Raw genomic sequence first — 24850 nt, 5'->3', positions numbered from 1 at the left:
AGCATGAAAATGAATTTTCGACTGACTATGGTTTCCGCTCTGGCACTTGGTGCTGTGGCTGTTACATCCGGTGCTGCGCAGGCAGAAACAAAAACGCTGTATATCGGCATGAATGGCGGTAATTTCGAGCGCGCCTATACCGAGCATGTTCTGCCGCCTTTTGAAAAAGCCAATAATGTTAAAGTGGTGATCGTTCCGGGAACTTCGGCCGACATTCTGGCCAAAGCCACCGCTGCTAAAGACAACCCGCAGATGCATGTTATGTTGCTGGATGACGGTGTAATGGTCCGCGCTATCGGCGGCGGCCTGTGCCAGCCGATTTCTGACGATGCTGTGCTGAAAGAAATTCAGCCGGCAGCCCGTATGAAAGATGATATGGCAATCGGCGTTGATATGGGCATGACCGGTCTTGCCTATAACAAGAAGCTGTTTGATGAAAAAGGCTGGGCAGCACCAACCTCATGGATGGATATGGCTGATCCTAAATTCGCCAATGCGGTTGTCTTCCAGTCCGCTTCGGCTTCCAGCTTCGGTCTGCATGCTTTCCTGATGTTCAACCGCATTCAGGGCGGCGATGAAAACAATGTCGAGCCGGGCTTTGAGAAATTCTCTGACACAATCGGTAAGAATGTGATCGAGTTCATCCCAAGCTCCGCCAAGATTTCTGAAATGGTGCAGACCGGTGAAGCTGCAATCTTCCCGCTGACACCAACCGCAGTGAACAATCTGAAGGACAAGGGTATTCCGGTGGAATATGCTCAGCCTAAAGAAGGTTCTGTTGTGCTGGCTGTGACCCAGTGTGTGATCGCTAACAACAGCGAACCGGAGCTAAGCCAGAAGCTGGCACATTATCTGTTGTCTGCCGATGCACAGAGCCTCGCGCTGGATCATGGCAATATTATTCCGTCTAACATCAATGCGAAAGCGGGCAATGAAGACGCCAATGCCAAGCTGACAGCGTTCCGTGGTTATATGGAAACTGCAAAAGTTCTGGACTGGGATGCGGTCAACAAAAACCGTCAGGCATGGAACAGCCGCTGGAACCGCACAATCGAGCGTTAAGCCGCTCTTACCGCTATTAGAGCATAATTCCTTAAACTTGGATCAGTTTAAGGTGAAATTATGCTCTCATATTAAGTGTTAGAGCGACCTTTGTGTGCCAAGTATGGCACACGGCGCTCTAATGGCAGAAATGTCGCGAAAGCCCGTGATCTTTGATCACGGGCTTTTATTTTGACTATTTGATCTTTACAACGCACAAACAGACATTCAGACTTGAAATACAGAACAATCATGTCGACATTTCCCGGGAAATATTTAAACAGGCATGTGAAAATGTCCTGATGTATAATTGAGAGTTGAGATTAACGGAGCTTCCATGTCCAAAGCAGAAAATGCGCAGGCTACGCCGGCAAATCAGATATTTGACAGGATATGGCTCTCTATTGCCGAGCGGAAACTGAAGCCCGGCACCCGCCTCAAGGAAGAAGAACTGGCTGAAATTTTTGATGTCAGCCGCGCGCGTATCCGTCAGGCGCTGGCGACACTGGAGCGCGAAGGGCTGGTGACAATTCAGGCCAATCGCGGCGCATTTGTCTCTGAACCTTCAGTGGAAGAAGCGCGGGATGTATTCTATGCCCGTCGTGCGATTGAACATCGTGTGGTTGAGCGTCTGTGCGAGCGTATCAATAAAGAGCATGTTGCGCGGCTCAATGCCCATGTGGAAGAAGAGCGTACAGCCGACCGTCAGGGCAATCGTACAGATATTATCCGCCTGTCCGGTGGTTTCCATTTGTTGCTGGCAGAGCTTGCCGGTTCCTCCTTCCTTTACGGTATTGTCAAAGACCTGATTTCACGTACATCACTGATTACTGCCGTTTACCGTTCGCGCCATTTGCATAATTGCGGGCCGGACGAGCATCAGGCGATTGTCGAACATATTGCCCGTGGTGATACGGAAGTGGCGATCAAAGCAGTGATTGAGCATCTCGACCGTGTGGAGTGCGAGCTGGAACTGGAGGACGATAAAGACCAGTCCTATAATCTGCGTGCTGCGCTGCTCTGATTATCATTTAGGATTAAAGTTTTAACTCCGGAAGCCCTGTGGTTTACCGGAGTTTTTTGTGCCCTTTAAAATATTTGATGACAAATATGTTGACAATTATGGCTACATAAAACATCGTTCTGATATGCAATTTACTTTGCCGCTCCAAGGATGGAGGGCGGCTGCATAGTCGGCGAGAGGGACGACCATGACTTCATTACTCAAAAAACTCTTATTCTGCACGGTTACGGCAATAGGTGCAGCTGGCATCAGCACTGCATCTTATGCGGAAACGCTGCGCTGGGGCGGCGCGCGGGATATTTTCTCGCTGGATCCATATTCCTATGGCAGCACATCCAATCTGGCATTTCTGAACCATATTTACGAAGGTCTGGTACGCTACACGCCTGAATTCGTTGTTGAGCCTGCACTGGCTACCAGCTGGGAGCTGATTGATAATAAAGTCTGGCGCTTCAAACTGCGCGAAGGCGTCAAGTTTCAGGACGGTTCCGACTTTACCTCGGCAGACGTTGTGGCTTCCATGAAGCGTGTCAGCCATCCGTCTTCACCGCTGCGCGGTAATATTCCGCTGTTCGTTGGTGCAACGGCTGTTGATGATTATACTGTTGATATTGAGGTCTCGTCGCCGAGCCCGCTGTTCCTCAATGACATGACCAATATTTTCATGTTCGATGCTGATTGGCTGGTGAAGAACAATTCTGAAATGCCAACGGATGTCGGCGGTCAGGTTGAGGGCTATACCACTTTCCACACCAATGGGACGGGGCCGTTCAAACTCGAAAGCCGTGTGCCGGACAGCAAAACTATTTTGGTGAAACATGACGGCTGGTGGGATGATGCAAAGCACAATCTCGACCGTATTGAGTTTACGCCGATTGCCTCACCGGCAACCCGCGTGGCCGCATTGCTCTCCGGTGAGATTGATCTGGTGGATGGTGTACCGTTGCAGGACGTGAAGCGTCTGGAAAGCACGCCGAATATTCGCGTTGAACAACGCCCTGATCTGCGCACCATCAATCTGGTTTTCAACCGTAAGGAAAAGCTGAACGACGGACGCGATAATTTCTTCAATGATATTCGTGTGCGTCAGGCGATTGATCATGCAATCGACCGTGATCTGCTGGCAAAACGCGTGATGCGCGGCATGACCCATACTGCGGGTACAGTGGTTGCGCCGGAAATTCCGGGCTATACGAAAGAGCTGGATATTCCGACAAAATACGATCCGGAACTGTCCAAGAAACTGCTGGAAGAAGCCGGCGCCGTCGGAACTGAATTCACCTATCTCTGCATGAATGATGAGAGTGTGAATGAAGAAGATGTGTGCTCGGTCATCGTTACAATGTTGAGCCGCGTCGGTCTGAAACCGAAGCTGGATATCGCACCACGTGCTGTGCAGGCACCAAAACGCTCCAGCGGTAAATCCGATATGTTTATGATCGGCTGGGCGAACGAGCCGACACTGGATGCTTATTCTATTCTTGTGCAGGTTCTCTCTACCCGTAAAGGTGCAGCCGGTGTCGCGAATTACGGCGGCTGGTCTTATCCGGAGCTGGATGCGCTGACAGAAAAAGCGGCACTGGAAATGGATCGTGATAAACGTCTGGCACTGGAATCGGAAGCACTGGGTATCGTCAAATCCGAAGTGATCATGGTGCCGCTCCATCAGCAGCCAATGGCATGGGCTATGACTGGTAAGGTGGAAGATGTCACCATTCGTGCGGACAATAAACCGCGTCATTGGTTGACACGCATTACCAAGTAACCACTCGTTTTTGCTTGTAAAACAGACAGCGCCTGTATGCTCCGCATACAGGCGCTGTTTTTTGTTTTTCTTACAGAAATTCATACTTGAGATCACAGAATGTATCTGCGATTAAAATTTTGCCGGTAATTATGTCGACAATTTAGTTGACAATTAAATCCGGATTCAACACACTCCCTCGCACGGACAAGCACCAACAAGAGTGAAGAGCCGGTTATCGTTTTTGGGGAACTTAATCATGAAATTCAGAAAATCGATCCTTGCGGGTCTGATGGCTTTCGCATTGAGCCATACCGCCAATATTGCATCTGCTGAAACACTGCGCTGGGGAGCTGCGCATGATGTTTATTCGCTTGATCCGTATTCCTATGGTGACAGCTATACGATTGCGTTTCTCAATCACGTTTACGAAGGCCTTGTGCGTTATAATGCCGATCTGAAGATCGAGCCTGCGCTGGCTACCAGCTGGGAAGTTGTGGGTGACAACACATGGCGCTTTAACCTGCGTAAAGATGTGAAATTCCATAATGGCGCAGATTTCACTGCCAATGACGTGTTGGCCTCGCTTACCCGTGTGAGCCATCCGACATCACCGCTGCGCGGTAACCTGCCAGCCTATAAGTCCGCGAAGATTGTTGACGATCATACCATCGATATCGAGCTGACCGGTCCTTATCCGTTGCTGCTCAATGACCTGACTAATATTTTCATTTTTGATGAAAAATGGCTGGTTGATAATGATTCTCTGCTGCCGACCGATGTGGGCGGGCAGAAAGAAGGTTATGCCACCTATAATACCAATGGCACCGGGCCGTTTAAGCTGGAAAGCCGCGTACCGGACAGCAAAACCGTTTTGCTGAAATTTGACGGCTGGTGGGATAAGCCGCAGCATAATATCGACAAGATTGAATTTACCCCGATCATTTCTTCAGCAACCCGTGTTGCTGCGCTTCTCGGCGGTGATGTGGATTATACCGATTCTGCGCCGACACAGGATATGGCGCGTCTGGCAGCTGCACCGGGATTGCGCCTGCTCGAACGTACGGATTTGCGTACTGTGTTTGTCGGCTTCCAGCGTCGTGAAAAACTGCACAATGGTGCGGAAAACCATTTCAATAAGCTGGGTGTCCGTCAGGCTGTTGCGCATGCACTGGATATGGATCTGATCAAAAAGCGCATCATGCGTGATAAGTCCCGCAATGCCGGTACGATTATTGCGCCGGAAATTCCGGGCTATACCAAAGAGCTGGATGAGCTCTACGGCTATGATCTGGACAAAGCCAAAGCGCTGTTGAAGGAAAATGGTGCCGAGGGCTTCCCGTTCACGCTGGTCTGTACCTATGAAAACTATCTGAATGAAGAAGAACTGTGCAACGGCATGATCTCCATGCTGACCCGTGCCGGTTTCAAACCTTCACTGGATATCGGGCCGACAGCTGTTCAGGCACCAAAACGCACAGCCGGTCAGGCTGATGCCTATGTGCTTGGCTGGGCGAATGAGCCGATGCTCGACAGCTATTCCATTCTGATGCAGGTCATTCAGACCAAGTCCGGTGTTGCCGGCGTGTTTAACTGGGGCGGCTGGTCCTATCCGGAGCTGGATGAACTGGTCACCAAGGCTTCCACAGAAATGGATCGCGAGAAGCGTCTGGCCTTGCAGACCAAAGCTCTGGAAATCGTGAAAAAGGAAATCATCCAGCTGCCGCTGCATCAGCAGCCGATTGCCTGGGTATTGACCGAAAAGGTGGAAAGCGTGGTGCAGCAGGCTGATAACAAGCCGCGTCACTGGCTGACAGTCCTTAAAAAATAACAAGTTTGGCCGTGCCGCAAGGGAAGAAGTTGCGGCACGGCCTGATGATGACTGAAGTAAAAGAGTGGTGAATAGGTGCGGTAACGTGCAGATTACCCTTGGGAGAGAAAACTGAATGCTTGTATTTATTATCAAGCGACTGGCAAATGCGGCAATGGTTATGCTTGCTGTGGCATTGCTGGCTTTCATGATTTTCCGTTTTGCGGGCGATCCTGTGGAACTGATGGCCAATGAGCAGATGAGCCAGATCGACCGCGATGCTTTGCGTGAAAGGTTAGGTCTGAATGACGGCTTCATCACGCAATATGCGCGCTTTGTCAGCGACGCAGTGCAGGGCAATTTCGGTATTTCTTACCGTAACGGTCAGGAAGTGCTGGGGCTGATTGCCGAGAGCTTTCCTGCCACCATGGAACTGGTTATTGTTGCCACATTGCTGTCCCTGATCATCGGTATTCCGATGGGGGTTATTACCGCAATTCATCGCGGAAAATGGTATACTGAATTATTCCAGTTCACCTCAATTATCGGGGTGTCATTGCCAAGCTTTGTGGTTGGTATTCTGCTGATCCTGCTCTTCTCCGTCACGCTTGGCTGGTTGCCGGCATTCGGACGTGGCGATGTGGTGCAGCTTGGCTGGTGGTCAACCGGATTTCTCACCCATTCCGGCCGCATGGCGCTGATCCTGCCATCCATTGCGCTGTCGCTTTATCAGATTACGCTGATCATGCGTCTAGTGCGTGCGGAAATGCTGGAAACGCTCCGTTCTGACTTTGTTAAATTTGCCCGTGCCCGTGGTATTCCGCGTTACCGGATTTACTTCCGCCATGCGTTGCGCAACTGCCTGATGCCGGTTGTTACCATGACTGCGATGAATATCGGTTCTCTGATTGCCTTTGCGCTGATCACCGAAACCGTGTTCCAGTGGCCAGGTATGGGGATGCTGTTTATTCAGGCGGTAACTTTCATCGATATTCCGGTGATGGCAGCCTATCTCTGCATCGTTTCTTTCATCTTTGTTGCGCTGAATACGCTGGTTGATATCACCTATGCTGTGATTGATCCGCGCCTGCGCGCGCTCACACGCTAAAGGGGCATCCATGACCGACAATATAAACGCCCCGCTTGCTAATCAAAAATCGCGTTGGCAGCGAATGAAAGACAGTGATCTGTGGTGGTCATTCACCCGTAATAAACCGGCAATGGTCTCAGCTGTTCTTTTGACACTGATGATAGTGACCGCCTTTGCCGCGCCGTTGATTGCTCCGCAAAATCCGTTTGATCCGGCACAGCTGGATCTGTGGAACTCCGAACTGCCGCCGATCTGGAATGCAGATGGTCAGTGGCCATATCTGCTGGGGACTGATACGCAGGGTCGCGATATCCTTTCGGCTATTCTTTATGGCTCGCGGATTTCCATTCTGATCGGTGTTGCCTCGGTATTCCTGTCGCTGGTGATCGGTCTGAGCTTTGGCCTGATCGCCGGTTATATGCAGGGCATTATCGACAATCTGCTGATGCGTATCGGTGATGTACTGCTCTCAATCCCGACCATTCTGATCGCTATTCTGGTCAGCGCCGTGGTGCGCCAAATGCTGCCTGCGGATTTCCGTGATTATGCTGCTGCCGGTGTTCTGGTGCTGGCCATCACTTTGTCGGGCTGGGTGCAATATGCGCGTACTGTGCGTGCACAGACGATTGTTGAGCGCTCCAAGGAATATGTGCAGGCTGCACGTCTTCTGAAAGTACCGTCTCGCCGCATTATGATGTACCATATTCTGCCGAATACGCTGACGCCGATCCTTGTGGCCGCAACGCTTAATTTCGGTATGGCTATTCTCACTGAAGCCACGCTTTCCTTCCTTGGTATCGGTATGCCGCCGAGCCAGCCGAGCCTTGGCACGCTGATCCGTCTTGGTAATCAGTTCCTGTTCTCCGGCCTATGGTGGATTACCGTTTTCCCTGTCTTGCAGCTTTGCCTGCTGGTTGTCGCCGTGAACGTGCTTGGTGACTGGTTGCGCGATGCTCTCAATCCTAAACTGAGGTAAAAATTATGTCTGATCTTTTGTTACGCAATGTGCGCCCTCATGCAGGTCAAGCCACAGATATTCTGATCCGTCAGGGTCGCATCGCTGAATATGGCACAAACCTCAGTGCGGATGGTGTTGCTGTTGAAGACGGTCAGGGACATATTGTTATCCCTGGTCTGATTGATGCCCATACCCATCTGGATAAAACCAATTGGGGTCTCGACTGGCATGTGAACGGCAAGCAGGCGAGCTTACGCGAGCGTATTGATTTTGAACGTGAAAAGCGTCTTGAAATTGGTCTCGATCCGCATATCCAGTCGATGCGCCATGCGATCGGCCTGATTGCGCATGGTTCCAGCCATATCCGCAGCCATGTGGATATTGATACAACCCATGGTCTGAAAATTCTCGAAGGCGTGTTTGAAACCCGCGAGAAACTTAAAGACCTGATCGACATTGAAATCGTTGCTTTCCCGCAATCCGGTCTGATGGTGATGCCGGGTACACTGGAATTGCTGGATGAAGCGCTGCGTCAGGGCTGTGAAGTGCTGGGCGGTATCGACCCTTGCGGTATCGACCGTGATCCGAAAGGCCAGCTGGATGCGCTGTTTGCGCTTGCAGTGAAACATGGCAAGCCGATTGATATTCACCTGCACGAACTGGGTGAGCTCGGTGCTTTCACCATGGAACTGATCTTTGAACGTATCCGCGCCAATGGCATGCAGGGTAAGGTCGCAATCAGCCACGCTTTCACGCTGGGTGCCAATGATTATCTGCGTGTTTCGAGCCTGCTTGAGCAGCTTCGCGAGCTTGATGTGGCCATTCTCACCACCGGCGCACCTTCTGTTCCGGTGCCATCTGTGCTGCGCCTCAAAGAAGCGGGTATCCGCATGGGTGCTGGTTGTGACGGTATCCGTGACACATGGGGTCCGTGGGGACAGCCGGATATGATCGACCGTGCCAAAGTGATCGGCATGAAAAACGGCCTGCGCCGTGACGTTGATCTGGAACATGTGCTGCATATCTGCTCGCAGGGCGGTGCTGATGTGATGCAGCTGGAAGGCTATGGTCTGGATGTTGGTTGCAAGGCTGACATGACATTGCTCACCGGTCAGACACTGGCTCATGCCGTTGTTGATGTGGCACCACGCCCGCTGGTAATTAAAGGCGGTCGTGTTACTGCGCGTAACGGTACTGCTGTGGTGGAAATGCCATGACTGACAAGACACAATTCACTGCACTTGAAAGCCTGAAACTGGGTGCGCGTCCTGAAGGGCGCACACTGCTCACAGCACAATGGGTGCTGGGGCATATTGATGGCCAGCATCGTCTGTATAAAAACGGTGAAGTGGTGATCGAAGACGGCACCGTGTTGTTTGTCGGTCATGATTTTGCCGGTGAGGTTTCACGCCGTATTGATCTGGGCAATGCGCTCATCAGTCCGGGTTTGATCGACCTTGATGCGCTGTCTGATCTCGACACGACCATTCTCGGTATTGACCACCATCCGGGTTGGGCGAAAGGCCGTGTCTGGCCGAAATCCTATATCGATAGCGGCCCTTATGAAATGTACAGTCAGGATGAACTGGCATTCCAGAAACGCTTTGCATTCGCTCAACTGCTGCAAAACGGTATCACCACCGCAGCACCGATTGCCTCGCTGTTTTATCGCGAATGGGGCGAAACCGTTGCGGAATTTGATGCGGCAGCGGATGCAGCCGGTGATCTCGGCCTGCGTGTTTATCTGAGCCCTGCTTACCGTTCCGGTGGCATGATGCTGGAAAAACCGGGGAAGATTGTACCGGTCTTTAACGAAGAGCGCGGCTTTGCCGGTCTCAAGGATGCTGCGGATTACATCACCCGCCAGAATGGCCGTCATGGTGATCTGGTGCGCGGTATGCTGGCACCGGATCGTGTGGAAACCTGTACCGCTGATTTGTTGAAGCGCACGCAGGATGTGGCACGTGAACTGGATTGTAAAATCCGTTTGCATATGGCGCAGGGTCAGATGGAAGTGGAAACCGTGCGTAGCCTTCACGGCACCACTGCGCCGGTCTGGCTCAACAGTCTTGGTGTGCTCAATGACCGGATCATTGCTCCTCATGCCACCAATGCTACAGATGAAGATCTGACACTATACGCGCAAAATAATGTGTCGATCATTCATTGTCCGCTGGTTTCATCCCGTGGCGGCAGCACACTGAAGTCGTTCTCCAGTGTGAAAAAGCGCGGCATCAATATTGCTATGGGCACCGACACCACACCGCCTGATATGTTGATGAATCTGCTGATCGGGTTGATTACCTGCCGTATCAATGATGGTACACCGGAAAGCATCCGCTGTGCTGATCTGTTTGATGCAGCGACACTGGGCGGTGCCAAAGCGCTGGGACGCGACGATCTTGGCCGCCTGCAGTCAGGCGCTAAAGCTGATATCGCCGTGTTCGGCCTTGATGATACATTCATGGCACCAAGCATTGATCCGATCACCACGCTGGTCACCGGCGGTTCCGGTAAAGTTACCAAGGCTGTGTTTGTGGATGGTCGTCTGTCGATGCGCCATGGTGAAGTTGCAGGCATTGATATGCAGGCAGCACGCGCACAGGCACAGGCGCAATATGATGGCCTGATCGCTAAATATCCTGAGCGTTCCTACAATAATCCGCCGGTATCAGAGATTTTCCCGCCGAGCTATCCGCTGGCCGGAAAACACGGAGAGGAAGCATAATATGGCAGAAACCTCTTCTCAAAAACCGACCCTTGAGGTCAAAAATCTGCAGGTTGATTTTCCGGGACGCCGCGGCACACTGACTGCATTGTCAGATGTCAGCCTGTCCATCATGCCGGGAGAAATTCTCGGCGTGGTTGGTGAATCCGGCGCGGGTAAATCCATGACCGGTCTGGCTGTGCAGGGCTTGCTTGAATCTCCGGGGCATATTGCCGGTGGTGAAGTTTTGCTCAATGGCCGCCGCATTGATAATCTCAGCGATAAAGAAATGCAGAAAATCCGTGGCCGTGAAATCGGCGCGATTTTTCAGGACCCGCTGACATCGCTCAATCCGCTTTTCACGATCGGATCGCAGCTGGTTGAAACCATCACTCAGCATTTGCCGCTGAGCCGTACGCAAGCACAAGAACGCGCGATTTCACTGTTGAAAGAAGTGGGGATTCCGGCACCGGAAGACCGCATCAATCATTATCCGCATCAGTTCTCCGGCGGTATGCGCCAGCGTGTTGTGATTGCATTGGCACTCGCCGCAGAACCAAAGCTGATTATTGCTGATGAACCGACAACCGCGCTGGACGTGTCTATTCAGGCGCAGATTACTTCGCTGTTGCGTCGTCTTTGTAAAGAACATGGCACAGCAGTAATGCTGGTCACCCATGATATGGGCGTGATTGCCGAAACCGCTGACCGCGTGGCCGTGATGTATGCCGGACGTTTGGTGGAAAACGGACCGGTTGAAACCGTGCTGAAAAATCCGAGCCATATGTATACCCGCGGACTGATGAGCTCCATTCCGGCGCTGGGCAAACGTGTGGAACGGCTGAACCAGATTGACGGCTCTATGCCGCGTCTTGATGCCATTCCAACCGGCTGTGCTTTCAATCCGCGCTGTGTGAAAGCATTTGACCGTTGCCGTAGCGAGCGTCCAGATCTGATGCCGGCTGCGGATGGTACCGGTGTCAGCGCCTGCTGGCTCAATGCAGGAGCTGCCTGATGAGTGATATTGCTATGAAACAGACACCTGCTGCCCTTGAAGTCAAAGATCTGAGCATTTGCTTTGATGTTTCTGCTCCTTGGCTCAACCGTGTGATCGAGCGCAAACCGCGCCAGCTGCTGCATGCGGTCAATGATATCAGTTTTAGCGTGCCGCAAGGCGGTTGCCTGAGCCTCGTTGGTGAATCCGGTTGCGGCAAGTCCACTGTGGCGCGTCTGGTGACCGGTCTTTACCGTCCGAGCAATGGTGAAATCCGTTTTGCGCCATCAAAAAGCGGCGCGCCATTGTCAGCGCATATGATCTTTCAGGATCCTTATGCGAGTCTTAATCCGCGCTGGCGGGTACACAGCATCATTGCTGAACCGCTGCGTGAATTGAAACTGCGTAAGACTGAAACCGAGATTAATGATCGTGTGGAAGAACTGCTGAAAATCGTTGGGCTTGCACCATCGGACGGTAAGAAGTTCCCGCATGAGTTTTCCGGCGGTCAGCGCCAGCGTATTTCAATTGCCCGTGCACTTGCCGGTGAACCGGAGTTTCTGGTCTGCGATGAGCCGACCTCGGCTTTGGACGTTTCCGTGCAGGCGCAAATTCTCAATCTGATGCGCAGGCTGCAGGACGAACTTGGTTTGACCTTCCTGTTCATCAGCCATGATATGAGCGTTGTCCGTCACATGTCGGATCGCATCGCGGTGATGTATCTGGGACGGATTGTTGAGGAAGCAGATACAGAAACATTGTTTGCTGATCCGAAGCATCCTTATACGCGTCTGCTTTTGGAGACGATCCCGAACATTGCTGAACCGCATCGTGATCGTGTGGTTGGCGGCGGTGAAGTGCCAAGTCCGCTGAAACCACCTTCGGGTTGCACATTCCATCCGCGTTGTGCCTTTGCGGACAGCCGCTGCTCGGCAACAAAGCCGGAAATGAAAGCTTATGATGATGGCAGCCGCGTTGCCTGCCATCGCATCGGAGAAATCTGAGTTTTATTGTTCAACGAACCCTCCGTGCCGAAGTGTAAAAAACTTTGGCACCCATCCGGCAAAAGGCGGCAGAGTTCTCTCTGTCGTCTTTTGTTTTTTGGGCAATAAAAAAGCCTCCGGACATTGCTGGCCGGAGGCTTTTCAATAGCAGTAGTGTGCGTGGTTATTTGACACGCGGATAATCATAGGCACCGGCTTTGGAGGTGCGATATCCGGCGCTGACATAAGCTTCTGCCAGTTTGACGGCAGCGGTTACGCCGTCGATCACCGGCAGACCGCAACGCTGTTCCAACCGTTCGCACAGTTCCGACATACCGGCACAGCCGAGGACAATCGCTTCTGCATGGTCTTCGCGTTTGGCGCGTTCGATTTCCTGCACCAGTGTATCTTCCGTATGGCAGGCATTTTCTTCCAGTGCGAGCACCGGCATGTCGATGGAACGCACACGACGGCAATGGTGGGTAGCACCATATTCCTGCACCAGATCTTCAATGATCGGCACCGAGCGGGGCAGGGTGGTGACGATGGAGAAACGCTTGGAAATGGTCATGGCAACCTGCACAGCAGCCTGACAAATACCGAAAACCGGACCACCGGCAACTTCACGGGCAGCATCCAGTCCCGGATCGTCAAAACAGGCGACAACATAGGCATCAAAGCCTTTTGTCTCTCCCTCACGGATAAGCTGCAGCATTGACGGAACAGCCATTGCTTCGTCAGCATGGCCTTCAATACTGCGCGGTGTATCCGTTGGATTAATGGCTTCAATGACTGTGGTTGGCAAGGCTGCGCTGCGGGCGCTGCGTTCTGCCTGATCAGTCATGGATTGGGTGGAGTTCGGATTGATAAGAAGAATGCGCAAGGGCTTAGCCTTTATTGGTCAAACGATCCTGAAATTATTTTTGGTTAACAGCAGTTGTCTTACGGAAAAGCGCTTCACGCTCTTCCTGAAACTGCTCCAAACCCGGCGATTTCAGTACAAACTGGTTATCGGAAGCGATGTAATTATCGGCATGCAGGTGGGCGATCGGCTGATAGACCTCCGGATTGACATAGCGGCCTGCCTCATCCAGACAGTCGCGGCGCACATGCATATGTACCACCTCGCCAAGCACGATAACGCGGCGTTCATATTCAATCAGCCGTTCTACCCGACATTCCATGGAGCAGGGCGATTGCGGCAGCCAGCGGGAGCAAACCTGCGTTCCGGCTTCTGAAGCCAGTCCGGCCATAGCAACTTCATCGACATCGGGTTCAAAGCCGATCCCGCAAACCAGCATGGCATCGGAAATTGCCATATCCACCATATTCACCGTAAATTCCTGTGTGCGGCGGATATTGAGGACTGTGTCTTTTTCCCGTCCGTCTGCTCTTGTCTGAATACCAAGAATGACAATTGCCGGATCATGGGAGAAGACGTTAAAAAAGCTCATAGGGGCAGCATTGTCCTGCCCGTTTTCCGCGCGGGTTGTAACCAGAGCAATCGGTCGCGGGCCGACAAAGTTTGTCAGCAGCCGGTAACGGTCGAGCGGTTCCATTTGCGTGAAATCAAAATCCATTCATGTTCCCCCGTTATTGTTGTGGAGTCGTACCAATTTAGAAAAAATCCATATTATTGTCTACAAATATGTTGCCAATAATATTCATCATTGTTTGCAAAGAAAATTGCTCTGTTTTCTTGAAAATGACTGATATATGAGGATGTATCTGAAAAGAAACGGGAAGATCGTCTGATGATTGGTGGCTCTGATTACGCAACAGAACTAGCTTCTATCCGCCCTTGGGTAGATGTTGCACCGGCAATAACAATTGCTGAGCGACAGGCGCGGCTTGAGAAAGCCCGCAACCTGATGGCAGCAAGCGGGGCTGGTGCGCTGATTGTTGGCGCGGGCACGAGCCTGAATTATTTTACCGGTATTGGCTGGGGCATGATTGAGCGGCTGGTAGCTATGGTGCTGCCGCTCAAAGGGGAGCCTTATCTGATTTGTCCGGCTTTTGAAGCAGGATCGCTGGAAGCTGTGCGCATTATGGATGCACGTGTGCGGTTGTGGGAAGAGCATGAAAGCCCGTCCGATCTCGTTGCACAAATCCTGCAAGATGAGAATTGCTCCGTACTGGCCGTCGATCCGGCGCTGCCCTTTGGTATGGCAAGCGGTATTTGTAATGCCGCCGGGAGTGTGAAGCTGACAGATGCGACAGCGATTATTGACGGCTGCCGCAGCGTGAAATCACCAACAGAAATCGCGATCATGAAACAGGCCATGCAGATGACACTGGAAGTGCATCGCCGTGCCGCCCGTATTCTGCATGTTGGTATCAAAGCCAGCACCGTTCGCAATTTCATCCATGAAGCGCATAAGGCAATCGGCAGCAATGGCAGCACTTTTTGCGCTGTGCAATTTGGACGCTCTACGGCTTTTCCACATGGATTACCGCAGGATGATGTGCTGGCTGAAAATGATGTCGTTCTGGTCGATACCGGCTGTCTGGTACAGGGCTATAATTCTGATCTGACACGTACTTATATTTTCGGCACACCGACTGCCGAGCAGCAGCGTATCTGGGATATTGAAAAAGAGGCGCAGCTTGCAGCATTTGCAGCCGCTAAAATCGGTGCAACCTGCGGCTCCGTGGATGATGCAGCCCGTGCTGTGCTGGAGCGTCATGGCTTGGGGCCGGACTACCAATTGCCGGGTCTGCCGCATCGTACCGGCCATGGCATCGGGATGACCATTCACGAGGCACCTTATCTGGTGCGTGGCAACCAGACTGTGCTGCAGGCAGGTATGTGCGTTTCCAATGAGCCGATGATCGTGGTGCCGGAACAGTTTGGTATCCGTCTGGAAGATCATTTTTATATGACGGAACAGGGCGCGGAGTGGTTTACCGAGCCGTCATTCAGCATGACGCAGCCATTCGGTTGAAAACTGAGAAGCCGCTCAAGAACTGAGCGGCTTTTCTTTTGCTTAAAGCTTAGAGAGCTTTAATTGCATTAATGCGATCTATGCCGCCAACAATCGGTGCGAAATCGTCCCATACGGTTTTTGCACCAGCCTGCCACTGGTCATAGTTCTCCGGCTGCAGAACCTGTGCACCATGCTCTTTGGCGGTGGTGATCGCTGCGGCTTCATCATCAACGATCAGTTGATTGAAATAGGCGGTGGCCTCCTGGGATGCTTCCTGCAGCACCTGCTGCTGTTCGGCACTCAGGCCGTTCCAGAAACTTGCTGAGAAATAGACCACGCCTGACGCCCAGATATGGCTGGTTTCGGTGACAAACGGCACCACCTCATAGAGCTTGAAGCTCGCATAGGCGGATTTTGTCAGATCCATCGCATCGGCAACGCCGGTTTCCAGTGCATTATAGGTTTCGGTGATCGGAATACCCACCGGCGTGGTGCCGAGATTGCTCCAGAGTTTGGTATGCAACGGGCTTTGAATAACGCGGATACGCTTGCCTTTCAGCTGTTCCGGTTTGGTCACGGCTTCTTTGGTCAGCAAATGCCGTGCGCCATAATTGATAAAGCCGGTGGCAATAAAATTCTGAGCCTTCAGCTTTTCTTTCAGATCATTGCCGGTTTCTCCCTGCACCGTTTTCAGCACATGGTCAGCATCTTTGAACAGGAATGGCAGGTCGAGAATTTGCAGCTCAGGCACCCAGCCGGACAAAGCCGAAACCGTGGAAAGGCTGCCCTGAATGGAGCCGAGACGGATGCCTTCAGCCACTTCCTTTTCACCACCTAAAGCACTGTCTTTGACGATATTGAAACGGAATTGTCCCGGCAGTTTTGCTTCCACGAGATCACGGATTTTTAACCAGATTTTGGTTTCCGGCTTATCATCGCCGAACAGCGAGGCAATCGTGATGGCGGTTTTGGCCTGTGCCGTGCGGATTAGGGCTGGCATGGCAAGAGCGGTGGCAGTGCCGAGCGTGGCTGTGCGCAGAAAATGGCGGCGGTTAAGCGTAATCATAGCGGATAATCCTTTATGCGGGCGGGTCAGATGAGCAGAGCCCATGCGCCGAGAATGACGAGAGAAAACAGCAAAGCGATGAAGTAGGGTGTCATGGCTTTGAAAAGGGCGGTGGCGGGCAGGCGGGTTACGCCGCTGACCACAAAGACCAGCATGCCGACAGGTGGTGTCAGCCCTCCGATCATCAGATTGACTACGAGGATCACGCCGAACATCACCGGATCGATACCGGTGGCAACCGCAATCGGCAGAAAGATCGGGCCGAAGAGCAGAATGGCGGCGCCGATATCCAGAACAAGGCCGACAACCAGCAAGACGAGATTGATGATGATCAGGATGACAACCGGATTGGCACCGAAACCACTGACCAGATCTGAAATCGTGCCGGAAATATCATCGACCGCCAGCAGAAATGCGAAGGGGCTGGCCGTGCCGATCAGCAGGCCGATCGCGGAAGCCTCTTTGCCGGATTGCTTGAAAATATCATAGAGCGAAGTGATGCCGACTTTACCGATCACAGCCATGATCAGTGTATAGATGGCGGCAATGGCGGCGGCCTCTGTGGTGGTGACAACACCCATGCGGATACCGACCACAACGATAATACCAAGGCCGAAAGCTGGTATCGCGCTAATGGCTGCCTGTACGCGCTCCCGTCCGCTGGCTCGTGGTTGTGCAACCTGTTCTTTCACTGTCAGATGAATGGCTACGGCAAGGCATACCGCCATTACAGCACCGGCGAAGAAGCCGCCGACCAGCAGAGCGCCAACGGAGAGATTGGTTGCGGCTGCGAGAATGAGAAAGGCAATCGACGGCGGGATGACATTATCCAAAACGGAAGTTGCCGCTATAATCGCACCGGCCTGTGCAGGCGGATAACCGCGCTTCACCAGTTCCGGTTGAAAGGTTGCCGAGCTGAATGCTGCATTGGCGACAGAGGAGCCGGAGGCACCGGAAAACAGCACGCTTGTCAGCAGCGTGGTCTGTGCCAGTCCGGCGCGGCGATGGCCAACGAGAGAAGAGGCACAATGCACGATTTTCTGGGCAATGCCTGCGGCGGTGAGCAGGCTTCCGGCCAGCAGAAAGAACGGGATCGCTAGCAACAGGAATTTGGAAACGCCGGTGACAGTGGAGGAAACCACAGCCGGTTCCGGCAAGGTACTGCCAAAGGCAATGGCAATATAGGCACCGGCGAGAAAAGCATGCGGCAGCGGCGCGGCAACTAGCAAGCCAATCAGCGCGATCAGACCCAGCACAATACTCGGGCTTAAATCCGTATCAATATGGCTATGACTGACCGCAATATAGAGCGCGGTTGCTATAATACCGGCGATCAGGACGTCAGCGGTTTTATTCTCACTGATGCGCTGCAATCCCAGCACAAGCACAATAAAGAACCCGCCGAGGCCTAGAAAGCCGAAGCGGATCCATTCCGGCAGGCCGAGTGTCGGAGAAATGCCGCCAAGCAAACTGGCAATTCGTGCGCTGCCGAAACTTAAAATCAGCCCGCTCATCAGCGTGAAAACATCGGCAAAAACAGCTGTCACACGCTGACCAGCAGGAGACAAACGCGAAGTCACCAGATCAAGCCGCATCGCCAATGCCGAATTGATGGCCAGCGGTGCGCCGAAGGCAATCAGAGCAACATAGAGCCATGTCGCCAGCTCTTCCGAGCCGAGAAGACCGGTATTGAAACCGTAGCGCAGCACAACCGTTGTCAGCACAATCAGCAGCAGTGCAGCCAGTAATGTGGCGCAGATTGCTCCCAGCATGGCCTCAATACCTGCCAACAATGCTCTGGCAAGTGACTGAACCGGTGTGGCTGCAATTGCGGGATAGGTCTTCACTGTACTCATCATCAGGCCGTTTTGAGCTTGGAGAGGTCGCGGTCAAACAGAGTTGACCATGTATAATGCTTTGCTTGCGTTACTTCGGTCGAAACATCAAGGCGTGGCAGCACAGTTTCCCCGAAACGATAGGCTTCTTCCAAAAGCGGCATGCCGGAGAGGATGAATGTTTCCACGCCCGCTTCACGATAGGCTTCCAGTGTACGGATAACCGTATCCGGTGAGCCAACAATGGCAGTACCCGGCCCCGGACGCACAAGACCAATACCTGCCCAGAGGTTCGGCGCAATCTCCAGATCGCGCAGATTTTCAGGTTTAACGCCGCCATGCAAAGCGCTCATCCGCTGCTGGCCAACGGAATCCGTATTGGAGACGAAACGCTGATTAGCGGCAATGGATGCGGCATCCATCTGGGCATAGAGATCATTGGCAGCCTCCCATGCTTTGGCGTCAGTATCGCGCACAATCACATAAAGGCGGATGCCATATTGCATGGTGCGGCCGAATTGTTTGGCACGTTCTTTAACCTTGGCGATTTTCGCACCGATTTGCTCCGGCGTTTCACCCCATGACAGGTAAGTATCGGTATGCTTGGCGGAAACATCGAGCGCTTTATCGGAAGAACCACCAAACCAGAGCGGCGGTGGGGCAATCGTATCCCCCACTGGCAGTGCCAGTTTGGCGCCAGTCGTGGAGAAATACTTGCCCTGATAATCCACACTCTCACCGGCAAACAGCTTGTGCCAGATGGTCAGATATTCATCTGCCATGTCATAGCGTTCATCATGGGGAATGTTCATACCATAGGCACCAAGCATTTTGGCGTCTCCCGATACGATATTAACCAGCAGGCGGCCTTTGGAAAATTCCTGAAAGCTTGCAGCCATTTTGGCAAGCAGGGTCGGGGCAATCAGACCCGGATGAATGGCGACAAGGAATTTCAGCCGTTCCGTATAAGGCAACAGTGAATTGGCCAGGCCCCATACGTCATGGGCGCCGGTGGCAAAGAGTGCGCCGGTATAACCCAGCTGATCATAGGCCATGGCAAGCTGCTTGTAGTAGCCGAGATCAACCTTGCGGGAACCTTCAGGCTTCCACGGATAGGCACCGTCAGGTGCGCACATATACCAGAAAATATTCATATCAGTGTCCGTATTCTTATATTTCGATGATGGGTGCGATCAGGCAGCTTGCGGGTAAATTTGCGCAAGACGGTCAAAGTGCCCGTGACGATGCAGAACCTCTGCTTCTGTCTGCTGTTCTGTGAGAATGGTGTCGTCAGCCTGAATGACGGTGAAATCGCGTGAGGCAATCACCTTCTCCCAACCTTGCAGGCTGGCTTCCGTTGCGCCGCTTTCCACCAGCCTGCGGGCAGCCTGATGCGGATCGGCTGTAATTTCGCTGCCGATACGTGCTAGCTCCTGTGCAATTTTCAGGCGGGTTTCGGCATCAAGCCCGCTATCTTCAAGCGTCCAGAATAGGGAGCGGTTAGGAATGGTTGAGCCGCAACGCGAGAGCAGACGGATATCATCACGCTCAAGTGCATTTTCCAGACGCGGTGCCATGGCAATCCATGCATCAACACGACCGTCGAGCAGAGCTGGCAGGGCGTCATTGACCTCCGGCTCGACACGTTCAATATCGGCAAGGTTGAGACCGGCTTCTTCGAGATTGCGTGCCAGATAATAAGTCTGGAAAGAGCCGTCCACCAGCCCGATACGGCGGTGCTTCAGATCAGGTATGGTTTTGATCGGGCTGTCAGCGCGCACCAATATTGCGCCATTGGCAGGGCGCGGAGCGGAGGCGGCAATATATTTTACCTTCAAGCCGTCCAGTGCGGCAGTAATCGGTGGCGTTGAGCCGGTGCCGCCAAAATCAATCTTGCCTTCCGCAATCAGACGGCCGGTGTCGCGCCCTTCACGATAGGTGACAAACTCACCATCCAGTGCGGCAAATGCATCAGGCCAGACCTGTGCGATACGCAGATGCAGATTGCTGGGATGAACACCGATTTTCATAAACTGCCCTTTCAGATGGCGGGCAGAAACCGGAATTCTCTGCCTGTGATGCTGAGATACAATTTACGTTTTTGTAAAATGAATGCCAAAGCGGGCTGTTCTAATTTTGAGCGGATTTGTAACGGATTATTCTAGTTTTTGGCGCGGGTGCAGGTCATAATTTTTAACGCTTAAAATTATAAGCTATTGATTAATATTAGTTATCAATATATTTTTTTATATAATGTTTGCGCGTTGGTTATAAAGAGAGGTTTAATGACCAAGCCGGTTGCAGCCCGTTTATGTCGTTCCGTCACCACAGCGAGTGACCTGCTCAAGCTGATTGCCAATGCAAACCGGCTGGCGCTGGTCTGCTATCTGATGGAGCAGGAAGCACAGGTTGGTGAGCTGGAGGCCGAGCTGCGTATTCCGCAACCAAGCCTGTCGCAACAATTGAGTATTCTGCGTGAGGCGGGTGCCATTGCCTGCAGGCGCGACGGCAAGACAATGATCTATAGCGTGGCTGATCCGCGCGTTGAGCAGATTGTGCTGCGGTTGCGGGAGATTTTTGACGGGCTGGAAGATGTGACCGGACGTAATGGGGGCAACCGCCCATCATCCGGTGTGATGCCCGATTTAATGCCTGATCTGATGTTTGACTGATATGATTGATCTCTACACATGGATAACGCCTAACGGGCTGAAAACCTCCATTGCACTGGAAGAGTTTGGCTGGCCCTATCAGGCGCATGCAATTGATCTGACCAAAGGCGAGCAGTTCTCTGATAGCTTTCGAAAGATCAGTGCGGGTTCTAAAATTCCGGCGATTGTAGATCATTCAAACGGGCTGATATTGCTGGAATCTGGCGCCATTCTGACCTATCTCGCGGAGAAAACCGGCAGGTTTTTGCCAACCTCAGGCGCTGAGCGCTATGCGGTGCTGGAGTGGGTATTCTGGCAGGTTGGTAGTTTGGGGCCCACACTTGGCCATGCACATTATTTTTTGACCTATCATCCGGATGCGGCACCGGCAGCCTCCGCGCTTTTCACGCAGGAAACCAAGCGGCTTTACGAGAAGCTGGAGCTGCATCTCACAGGCAAAGACTATCTGGCAGGGGATTATTCCATTGCCGATATGTCGGTCTGGCCGTGGGTGTCACGTTTTGAACGCCATAAAATCAATCTCAATGATTATTCCGCCGTGCGGCGCTGGTATCTGAAGATTGCGCAGCGTGAAGCTGTACAGCGTGGTTACCGCGTACCGTTTTTTACGGGAGACATTCCTTTGCCTCTCCCGCTGACACATGACACATCTGAACATTCTGAGGAAAGACTATGAATGCGCCCCGCATAACCGGATTTTCCGGCAACCTCACCAGCCCGTCTAAAACCCGCGGCTTTGTTGAACATATTGCCGGACAGGCAGCTCTATCCCTTGGCGGTGTATCATCCGTCTATGACATTGCCGATCTGGGGGCATCTTTTCCGGCTGCACGCTGGCCGTCACAACTCGACAAGCAGGCTTCTGATATTGTGGATGAAATCGCAGCGGCTGATCTGCTGGTTGTCGGCACGCCAACCTATAAAGGCAGCTATACAGGGCTGTTCAAACATTTCTTCGATCTGCTTGATCCGAAATTACTGCGTGGCAAGCCGGTTATTCTGGCGGCAACCGGCGGCGGTGACCGCCATTCGCTGATTGTCGAGCATCAGCTGCGCCCGCTCTTCGGTTTCTTTGAAGCCTTTGCCCTACCGACAGCGATTTATGTTTCAGACCGCGATTTCACCGATGGCAAACTCAGCAATCCACTGATTGAGAGCCGTATTACACAGGTGGTTTCCGAAGCCGTGCGTGTCGTTTTCGGTCATAGCTACCAACAACTGGCGGCTGAGTGAGTATTACACTCAGCGCAGCATAATCAGCGCCATTCCGGCGACGACCAGCAGTGCACCGAGCCACGCACCATTGGCGGGGCGCTCACCGGTGCGCAGCCATAGCAGCGGCAGAATGATCACCGGTGTTGTGGCTGAGATGGTGGAGACAATACCAACTTTGCCACCGGAAAGTGCAAAGAGCAGCAAAGTCATGCCGAGTGCCAGCGAGAGAAAGCCGGTCAAAGCGGTGAGGAACGCAATCTTTAACGTAAAAGGTTTTTTCGGTTTGAGTGCCGGAAACGGCAATTGTGTCAGTACAGTCAGACAACAGGCGGCAATACCCACACGCAGTAGGGAGGCCAGTGCCGGATCAATGCCGCTGGCCATTACAGGGCGTGCGATGATCGAGCCGATGGCCTGACCGGTCGCTGCTGCCAGCCCCAGCCCGACACCAATCCAGAGCGGGCCTTTAATGCTCTCCCATTCATGGATTTGTGCTCGGCGCTTGCCGAACAGAATGGCCAGCAAAACACCGGAAATGGTGATGGCAATACCAAGCACACCCATAGGCGATAATGTTTCATCCAGCAGCAGCCAGCCAAGTACGGCGGCAATCGGCGCATTGAGGGCAAACAGAATACCGGAGCGGCGGGGGCCAAGACGGTTCAGAGCGGTAAACAGCAAAGAGTCGCCGACAAAAATCCCGATCAGGCCGGAGAGCAGCAGCGGCACAGCACTGTCCCAGCTGAGATCGCGCCATGTACCTGAAATCAACACATAGACCAGCAATAATCCGGTGACGAAAACCTGTCTGCCCCGGTTAAAAGCCAGTGCGCCGACATGGCCTGCGGGAATAGCGGAAATAATACCTGTGAACGCCCAGCAAGTCGCGGCTCCGAGTGCGGCGAGTTCATAAACAGGCATGTGACTGATCCATATGCAGGATGATAATTAGAGCATAATTTTAAAGTGTTAGAGCGACCTTTGTGTGCCAAGTCTGGCACACGGCGCTCTACTGAATAACAAAGGCTTTTATAGCGATATTGCTTTGTCGTCCAATCATATTACAGGGCAGGGATCATCAGTATTGCGGATCAGATCATGCGGTTATGCGATGATCTGCAGAGTGATCAAATGCATGATATTCCGTTGTCTCAAGGAGTTCAGACTTAAAGCATTGCAACATCCTGCACTCGCTCAGGCTTGTGAAGGAGCCGGAGTGAAATTTTGCGGCAGGCGATAGACGGCCTTCGCGTAATTCTGCACTAATTTTGCTTCATCAAGCGGCTTGTCGCAGGTCAGCAATACAGCCTGTTTCTCGATGCCTAAATCCCGCAACTGAAACGGTGTGCCGTGGCCATATTCGAGATGACCTTGACCGATAATGCCGATAATCAGTCCGGCTTTATTATCGTACAGAGCATTGGCGATATTACAGGCAAACGCTCTGTCCCAGACCTGTTGCGCCCGCACAAAGCGGTCAAACTCCGGTGAGGCAGCAGACTTGTCTTTCATCCATGGCGGCCCGCCATTGGTTATGGCAAAGAGATATTCCCGATAAGCCATCGTCGCATCTTTGGCAGGCGTTAAGCCGTCGCGTTCTTCAACAGGCACGGCATCCCAGCCTTCTTTGCCGACGCGGGTAACAAGCGGTCGGTGGCAGTTAAGTGCGAGCATCGGTACACCCGCCTCGCGGCAGAACCGGAAAATCGGCATGTAAAGCGCGCTGTCGAAACCCCAAACTGTGCCCCATTCGGCTTTTTCCAGAAACAGCGGTTCATCCATCTCACCGGCAATCCATGCATCCAGTACCGGCTGTAATCGACGCGGAAACATCTCAAAGCCAACTGCAATATCCTGACGATGTGCGAGCAGGCCGCTGCAGACTTGTAATTGCCAGCGGTGAATATCATAGCGGTCGTGATACTCCCCGAGCATCACAATCTGCTGCTGTGACAGTTCCCGCATCAGCTGGGGGTAATCTGTCAGTTGTTTTTGCGCCGGATCAAGCCATGTGGTTTGCGGGTGAAATACGGTGTCAGTGTTTTTGGTCATGCTGCGACACCGTCCTGTTTCAGCAGGGTAACAACGAGACCCAGCGGTTTTTGTGCCGCATTATAGGCTGCATAGCTTGTGCCTTCATGCGTTTCCTGTTGCTGCCAGCTATCAACGCTGTCGCCTTTGAGGTGGAGGTGGAAATCGCTGACCATCACATTGATAAAACCCATCGTTGACCGGATTTCAGGCATAGCACCCTGCCATTGCTGATGAAAATGTGGCAGATCCAGTTCAATACGAATATCGGCTTTGTCAGTTTCAGCCTGTTTAAAAGGCTTTAAGCCGCCATCATCCTCACGGATTTCTTTGCGATCCGCTGCTGTTTCGTCTTTGACCTTCTCTTCGAGTGCCGTGCCTGCACCAAATTCTGCCAGTGCGGCATCGAAAGGTTCAATCCCGTCAAAGCGAATTACACTGGCGACGACTTCACCATCCTTATCCAGCATATCAATGCGCGGATAACATTTATCACGCATGATGCTGGTCCGGTCGATAATGATCTGAGTAACGGCAAACGGATCAAGGCTGCTGTGATGCTCGGCACCAGTGATAGCAATACGGCCATTAGCAAAATATACACGCTCTACGGTGCCGATGCGCTCATGCGTGGCGCCAAGATTTTTGGAATTGACCATCAGCTTGCCGATGTCCGGCAGTTTTTGCAGCAGAGTGAAAAGGTCAATATTGAGTTGTTCGCGGCGGTTTTGCATGGCGTATAGGTCCTGTTCT

The 24850-nt window shown here is 52.6% G+C and carries 23 protein-coding genes; 14 read left to right on the top strand and 9 right to left on the bottom strand.

Annotated features, from left to right (window positions below; genetic code table 11):
* Positions 1 to 27 precede the first annotated feature (27 nt).
* The 10 genes from DFR47_RS05390 (at position 28) to DFR47_RS05345 (ending at position 12372) form a co-directional block, all read left to right on the top strand.
* Positions 28 to 1062, top strand: a complete 1035-nt coding sequence (locus DFR47_RS05390) for an ABC transporter substrate-binding protein (protein WP_113943926.1) — start codon at positions 28 to 30, stop codon at positions 1060 to 1062.
* 316 nt (positions 1063 to 1378) lie between these two features.
* Positions 1379 to 2065: a GntR family transcriptional regulator gene (locus DFR47_RS05385; protein ID WP_113943389.1), complete on the top strand. Its 687-nt coding sequence runs from the start codon at positions 1379 to 1381 to the stop codon at positions 2063 to 2065.
* Positions 2066 to 2252: 187 nt separating this feature from the next.
* The gene (locus DFR47_RS05380) at positions 2253 to 3830 is read left to right on the top strand and encodes an ABC transporter substrate-binding protein (RefSeq protein WP_113943388.1); all 1578 of its coding nucleotides are present in this window, start codon (positions 2253 to 2255) and stop codon (positions 3828 to 3830) included.
* A gap of 238 nt (positions 3831 to 4068) precedes the next feature.
* A complete protein-coding gene (locus DFR47_RS05375; RefSeq protein ID WP_113943387.1) occupies positions 4069 to 5640 on the top strand; it encodes an ABC transporter substrate-binding protein in 1572 nt (523 codons plus the stop codon).
* Positions 5641 to 5755: 115 nt separating this feature from the next.
* Positions 5756 to 6727: an ABC transporter permease gene (locus tag DFR47_RS05370; protein WP_113943386.1), complete on the top strand. Its 972-nt coding sequence runs from the start codon at positions 5756 to 5758 to the stop codon at positions 6725 to 6727.
* A gap of 10 nt (positions 6728 to 6737) precedes the next feature.
* Positions 6738 to 7685: an ABC transporter permease gene (locus DFR47_RS05365; protein WP_113943385.1), complete on the top strand. Its 948-nt coding sequence runs from the start codon at positions 6738 to 6740 to the stop codon at positions 7683 to 7685.
* A gap of 5 nt (positions 7686 to 7690) precedes the next feature.
* Positions 7691 to 8884 (top strand): amidohydrolase family protein, encoded by a 1194-nt coding sequence (locus tag DFR47_RS05360; RefSeq protein WP_113943384.1) that lies wholly within the window; start codon positions 7691 to 7693, stop codon positions 8882 to 8884.
* Complete coding sequence (locus DFR47_RS05355; RefSeq protein WP_113943383.1) at positions 8881 to 10395, top strand: amidohydrolase family protein; 1515 nt, start codon at positions 8881 to 8883, stop codon at positions 10393 to 10395. The genes DFR47_RS05360 and DFR47_RS05355 overlap by 4 nt, the downstream gene beginning before the upstream one ends.
* A 1-nt stretch (position 10396) precedes the next feature.
* Positions 10397 to 11389, top strand: coding sequence for an ABC transporter ATP-binding protein (locus DFR47_RS05350; RefSeq protein WP_113943382.1), 993 nt, complete (start codon positions 10397 to 10399; stop codon positions 11387 to 11389).
* Positions 11389 to 12372 carry an ABC transporter ATP-binding protein gene (locus DFR47_RS05345; RefSeq protein WP_113943381.1) on the top strand — a complete coding sequence of 328 codons (984 nt, stop codon included), beginning with the start codon at positions 11389 to 11391 and terminating at the stop codon, positions 12370 to 12372. Before DFR47_RS05350 ends, DFR47_RS05345 begins: the two co-directional genes overlap by 1 nt.
* Before the next feature lie 163 nt (positions 12373 to 12535).
* On the opposite strand, the gene DFR47_RS05340 is transcribed toward DFR47_RS05345, so the two are convergent.
* A complete protein-coding gene (locus DFR47_RS05340; protein ID WP_113943380.1) occupies positions 12536 to 13234 on the bottom strand; it encodes an aspartate/glutamate racemase family protein in 699 nt (232 codons plus the stop codon).
* Positions 13235 to 13268: 34 nt separating this feature from the next.
* A complete protein-coding gene (locus DFR47_RS05335) occupies positions 13269 to 13931 on the bottom strand; it encodes a flavin reductase family protein (protein ID WP_113943379.1) in 663 nt (220 codons plus the stop codon).
* A 174-nt stretch (positions 13932 to 14105) separates the two neighbouring features.
* Here DFR47_RS05335 and DFR47_RS05330 point away from each other — a divergent pair, with 174 nt between their 5' ends.
* Entirely contained in the window at positions 14106 to 15296 is a 1191-nt protein-coding gene (locus DFR47_RS05330) for a M24 family metallopeptidase (RefSeq protein ID WP_113943378.1), read from the top strand.
* 49 nt (positions 15297 to 15345) lie between these two features.
* On the opposite strand, the gene DFR47_RS05325 is transcribed toward DFR47_RS05330, so the two are convergent.
* The 4 genes from DFR47_RS05325 to DFR47_RS05310 are packed head-to-tail and all read right to left on the bottom strand — an operon-like array spanning position 15346 to position 20209.
* Complete coding sequence (locus tag DFR47_RS05325; protein WP_113943377.1) at positions 15346 to 16344, bottom strand: TRAP transporter substrate-binding protein; 999 nt, start codon at positions 16342 to 16344, stop codon at positions 15346 to 15348.
* A gap of 26 nt (positions 16345 to 16370) precedes the next feature.
* Entirely contained in the window at positions 16371 to 18200 is a 1830-nt protein-coding gene (locus DFR47_RS05320) for a TRAP transporter large permease (protein WP_113943376.1), read from the bottom strand.
* 2 nt (positions 18201 to 18202) lie between these two features.
* Positions 18203 to 19333: an LLM class flavin-dependent oxidoreductase gene (locus DFR47_RS05315; protein WP_113943375.1), complete on the bottom strand. Its 1131-nt coding sequence runs from the start codon at positions 19331 to 19333 to the stop codon at positions 18203 to 18205.
* Positions 19334 to 19372: 39 nt separating this feature from the next.
* On the bottom strand, positions 19373 to 20209 hold the full coding sequence (locus DFR47_RS05310; protein WP_113943374.1) for an ABC transporter substrate-binding protein: 837 nt from the start codon (positions 20207 to 20209) through the stop codon (positions 19373 to 19375).
* A gap of 255 nt (positions 20210 to 20464) precedes the next feature.
* Between DFR47_RS05310 and DFR47_RS05305 the strand changes: the two genes are divergently transcribed.
* From DFR47_RS05305 to msuE, 3 genes are read left to right on the top strand one after another with little or no spacing between them, the layout of a single operon-like run.
* A complete protein-coding gene (locus DFR47_RS05305) occupies positions 20465 to 20851 on the top strand; it encodes an ArsR/SmtB family transcription factor (RefSeq protein ID WP_113943373.1) in 387 nt (128 codons plus the stop codon).
* 1 nt (position 20852) lies between these two features.
* A complete protein-coding gene (locus DFR47_RS05300; protein WP_113943925.1) occupies positions 20853 to 21527 on the top strand; it encodes a glutathione S-transferase family protein in 675 nt (224 codons plus the stop codon).
* Positions 21524 to 22084: an FMN reductase gene (msuE, locus tag DFR47_RS05295; RefSeq protein ID WP_113943372.1), complete on the top strand. Its 561-nt coding sequence runs from the start codon at positions 21524 to 21526 to the stop codon at positions 22082 to 22084. The genes DFR47_RS05300 and msuE overlap by 4 nt, the downstream gene beginning before the upstream one ends.
* Before the next feature lie 9 nt (positions 22085 to 22093).
* On the opposite strand, the gene DFR47_RS05290 is transcribed toward msuE, so the two are convergent.
* From DFR47_RS05290 to DFR47_RS05280, 3 genes are all read right to left on the bottom strand, one after another.
* Positions 22094 to 22987: a DMT family transporter gene (locus DFR47_RS05290; RefSeq protein WP_113943371.1), complete on the bottom strand. Its 894-nt coding sequence runs from the start codon at positions 22985 to 22987 to the stop codon at positions 22094 to 22096.
* 273 nt (positions 22988 to 23260) lie between these two features.
* Entirely contained in the window at positions 23261 to 24118 is an 858-nt protein-coding gene (locus DFR47_RS05285) for a ChaN family lipoprotein (protein WP_113943370.1), read from the bottom strand.
* Complete coding sequence (locus DFR47_RS05280; protein ID WP_113943369.1) at positions 24115 to 24831, bottom strand: hypothetical protein; 717 nt, start codon at positions 24829 to 24831, stop codon at positions 24115 to 24117. The genes DFR47_RS05285 and DFR47_RS05280 overlap by 4 nt, the downstream gene beginning before the upstream one ends.
* Positions 24832 to 24850: the final 19 nt, after the last annotated feature.

The organism is Pseudochrobactrum asaccharolyticum, from assembly GCF_003314995.1.
In the GTDB taxonomy this organism is placed as follows: domain Bacteria; phylum Pseudomonadota; class Alphaproteobacteria; order Rhizobiales; family Rhizobiaceae; genus Pseudochrobactrum; species Pseudochrobactrum asaccharolyticum.
The sequence above is the reverse complement of the archived record's forward strand: the minus strand, read 5'-3'. Positions and strand labels throughout refer to the sequence as shown.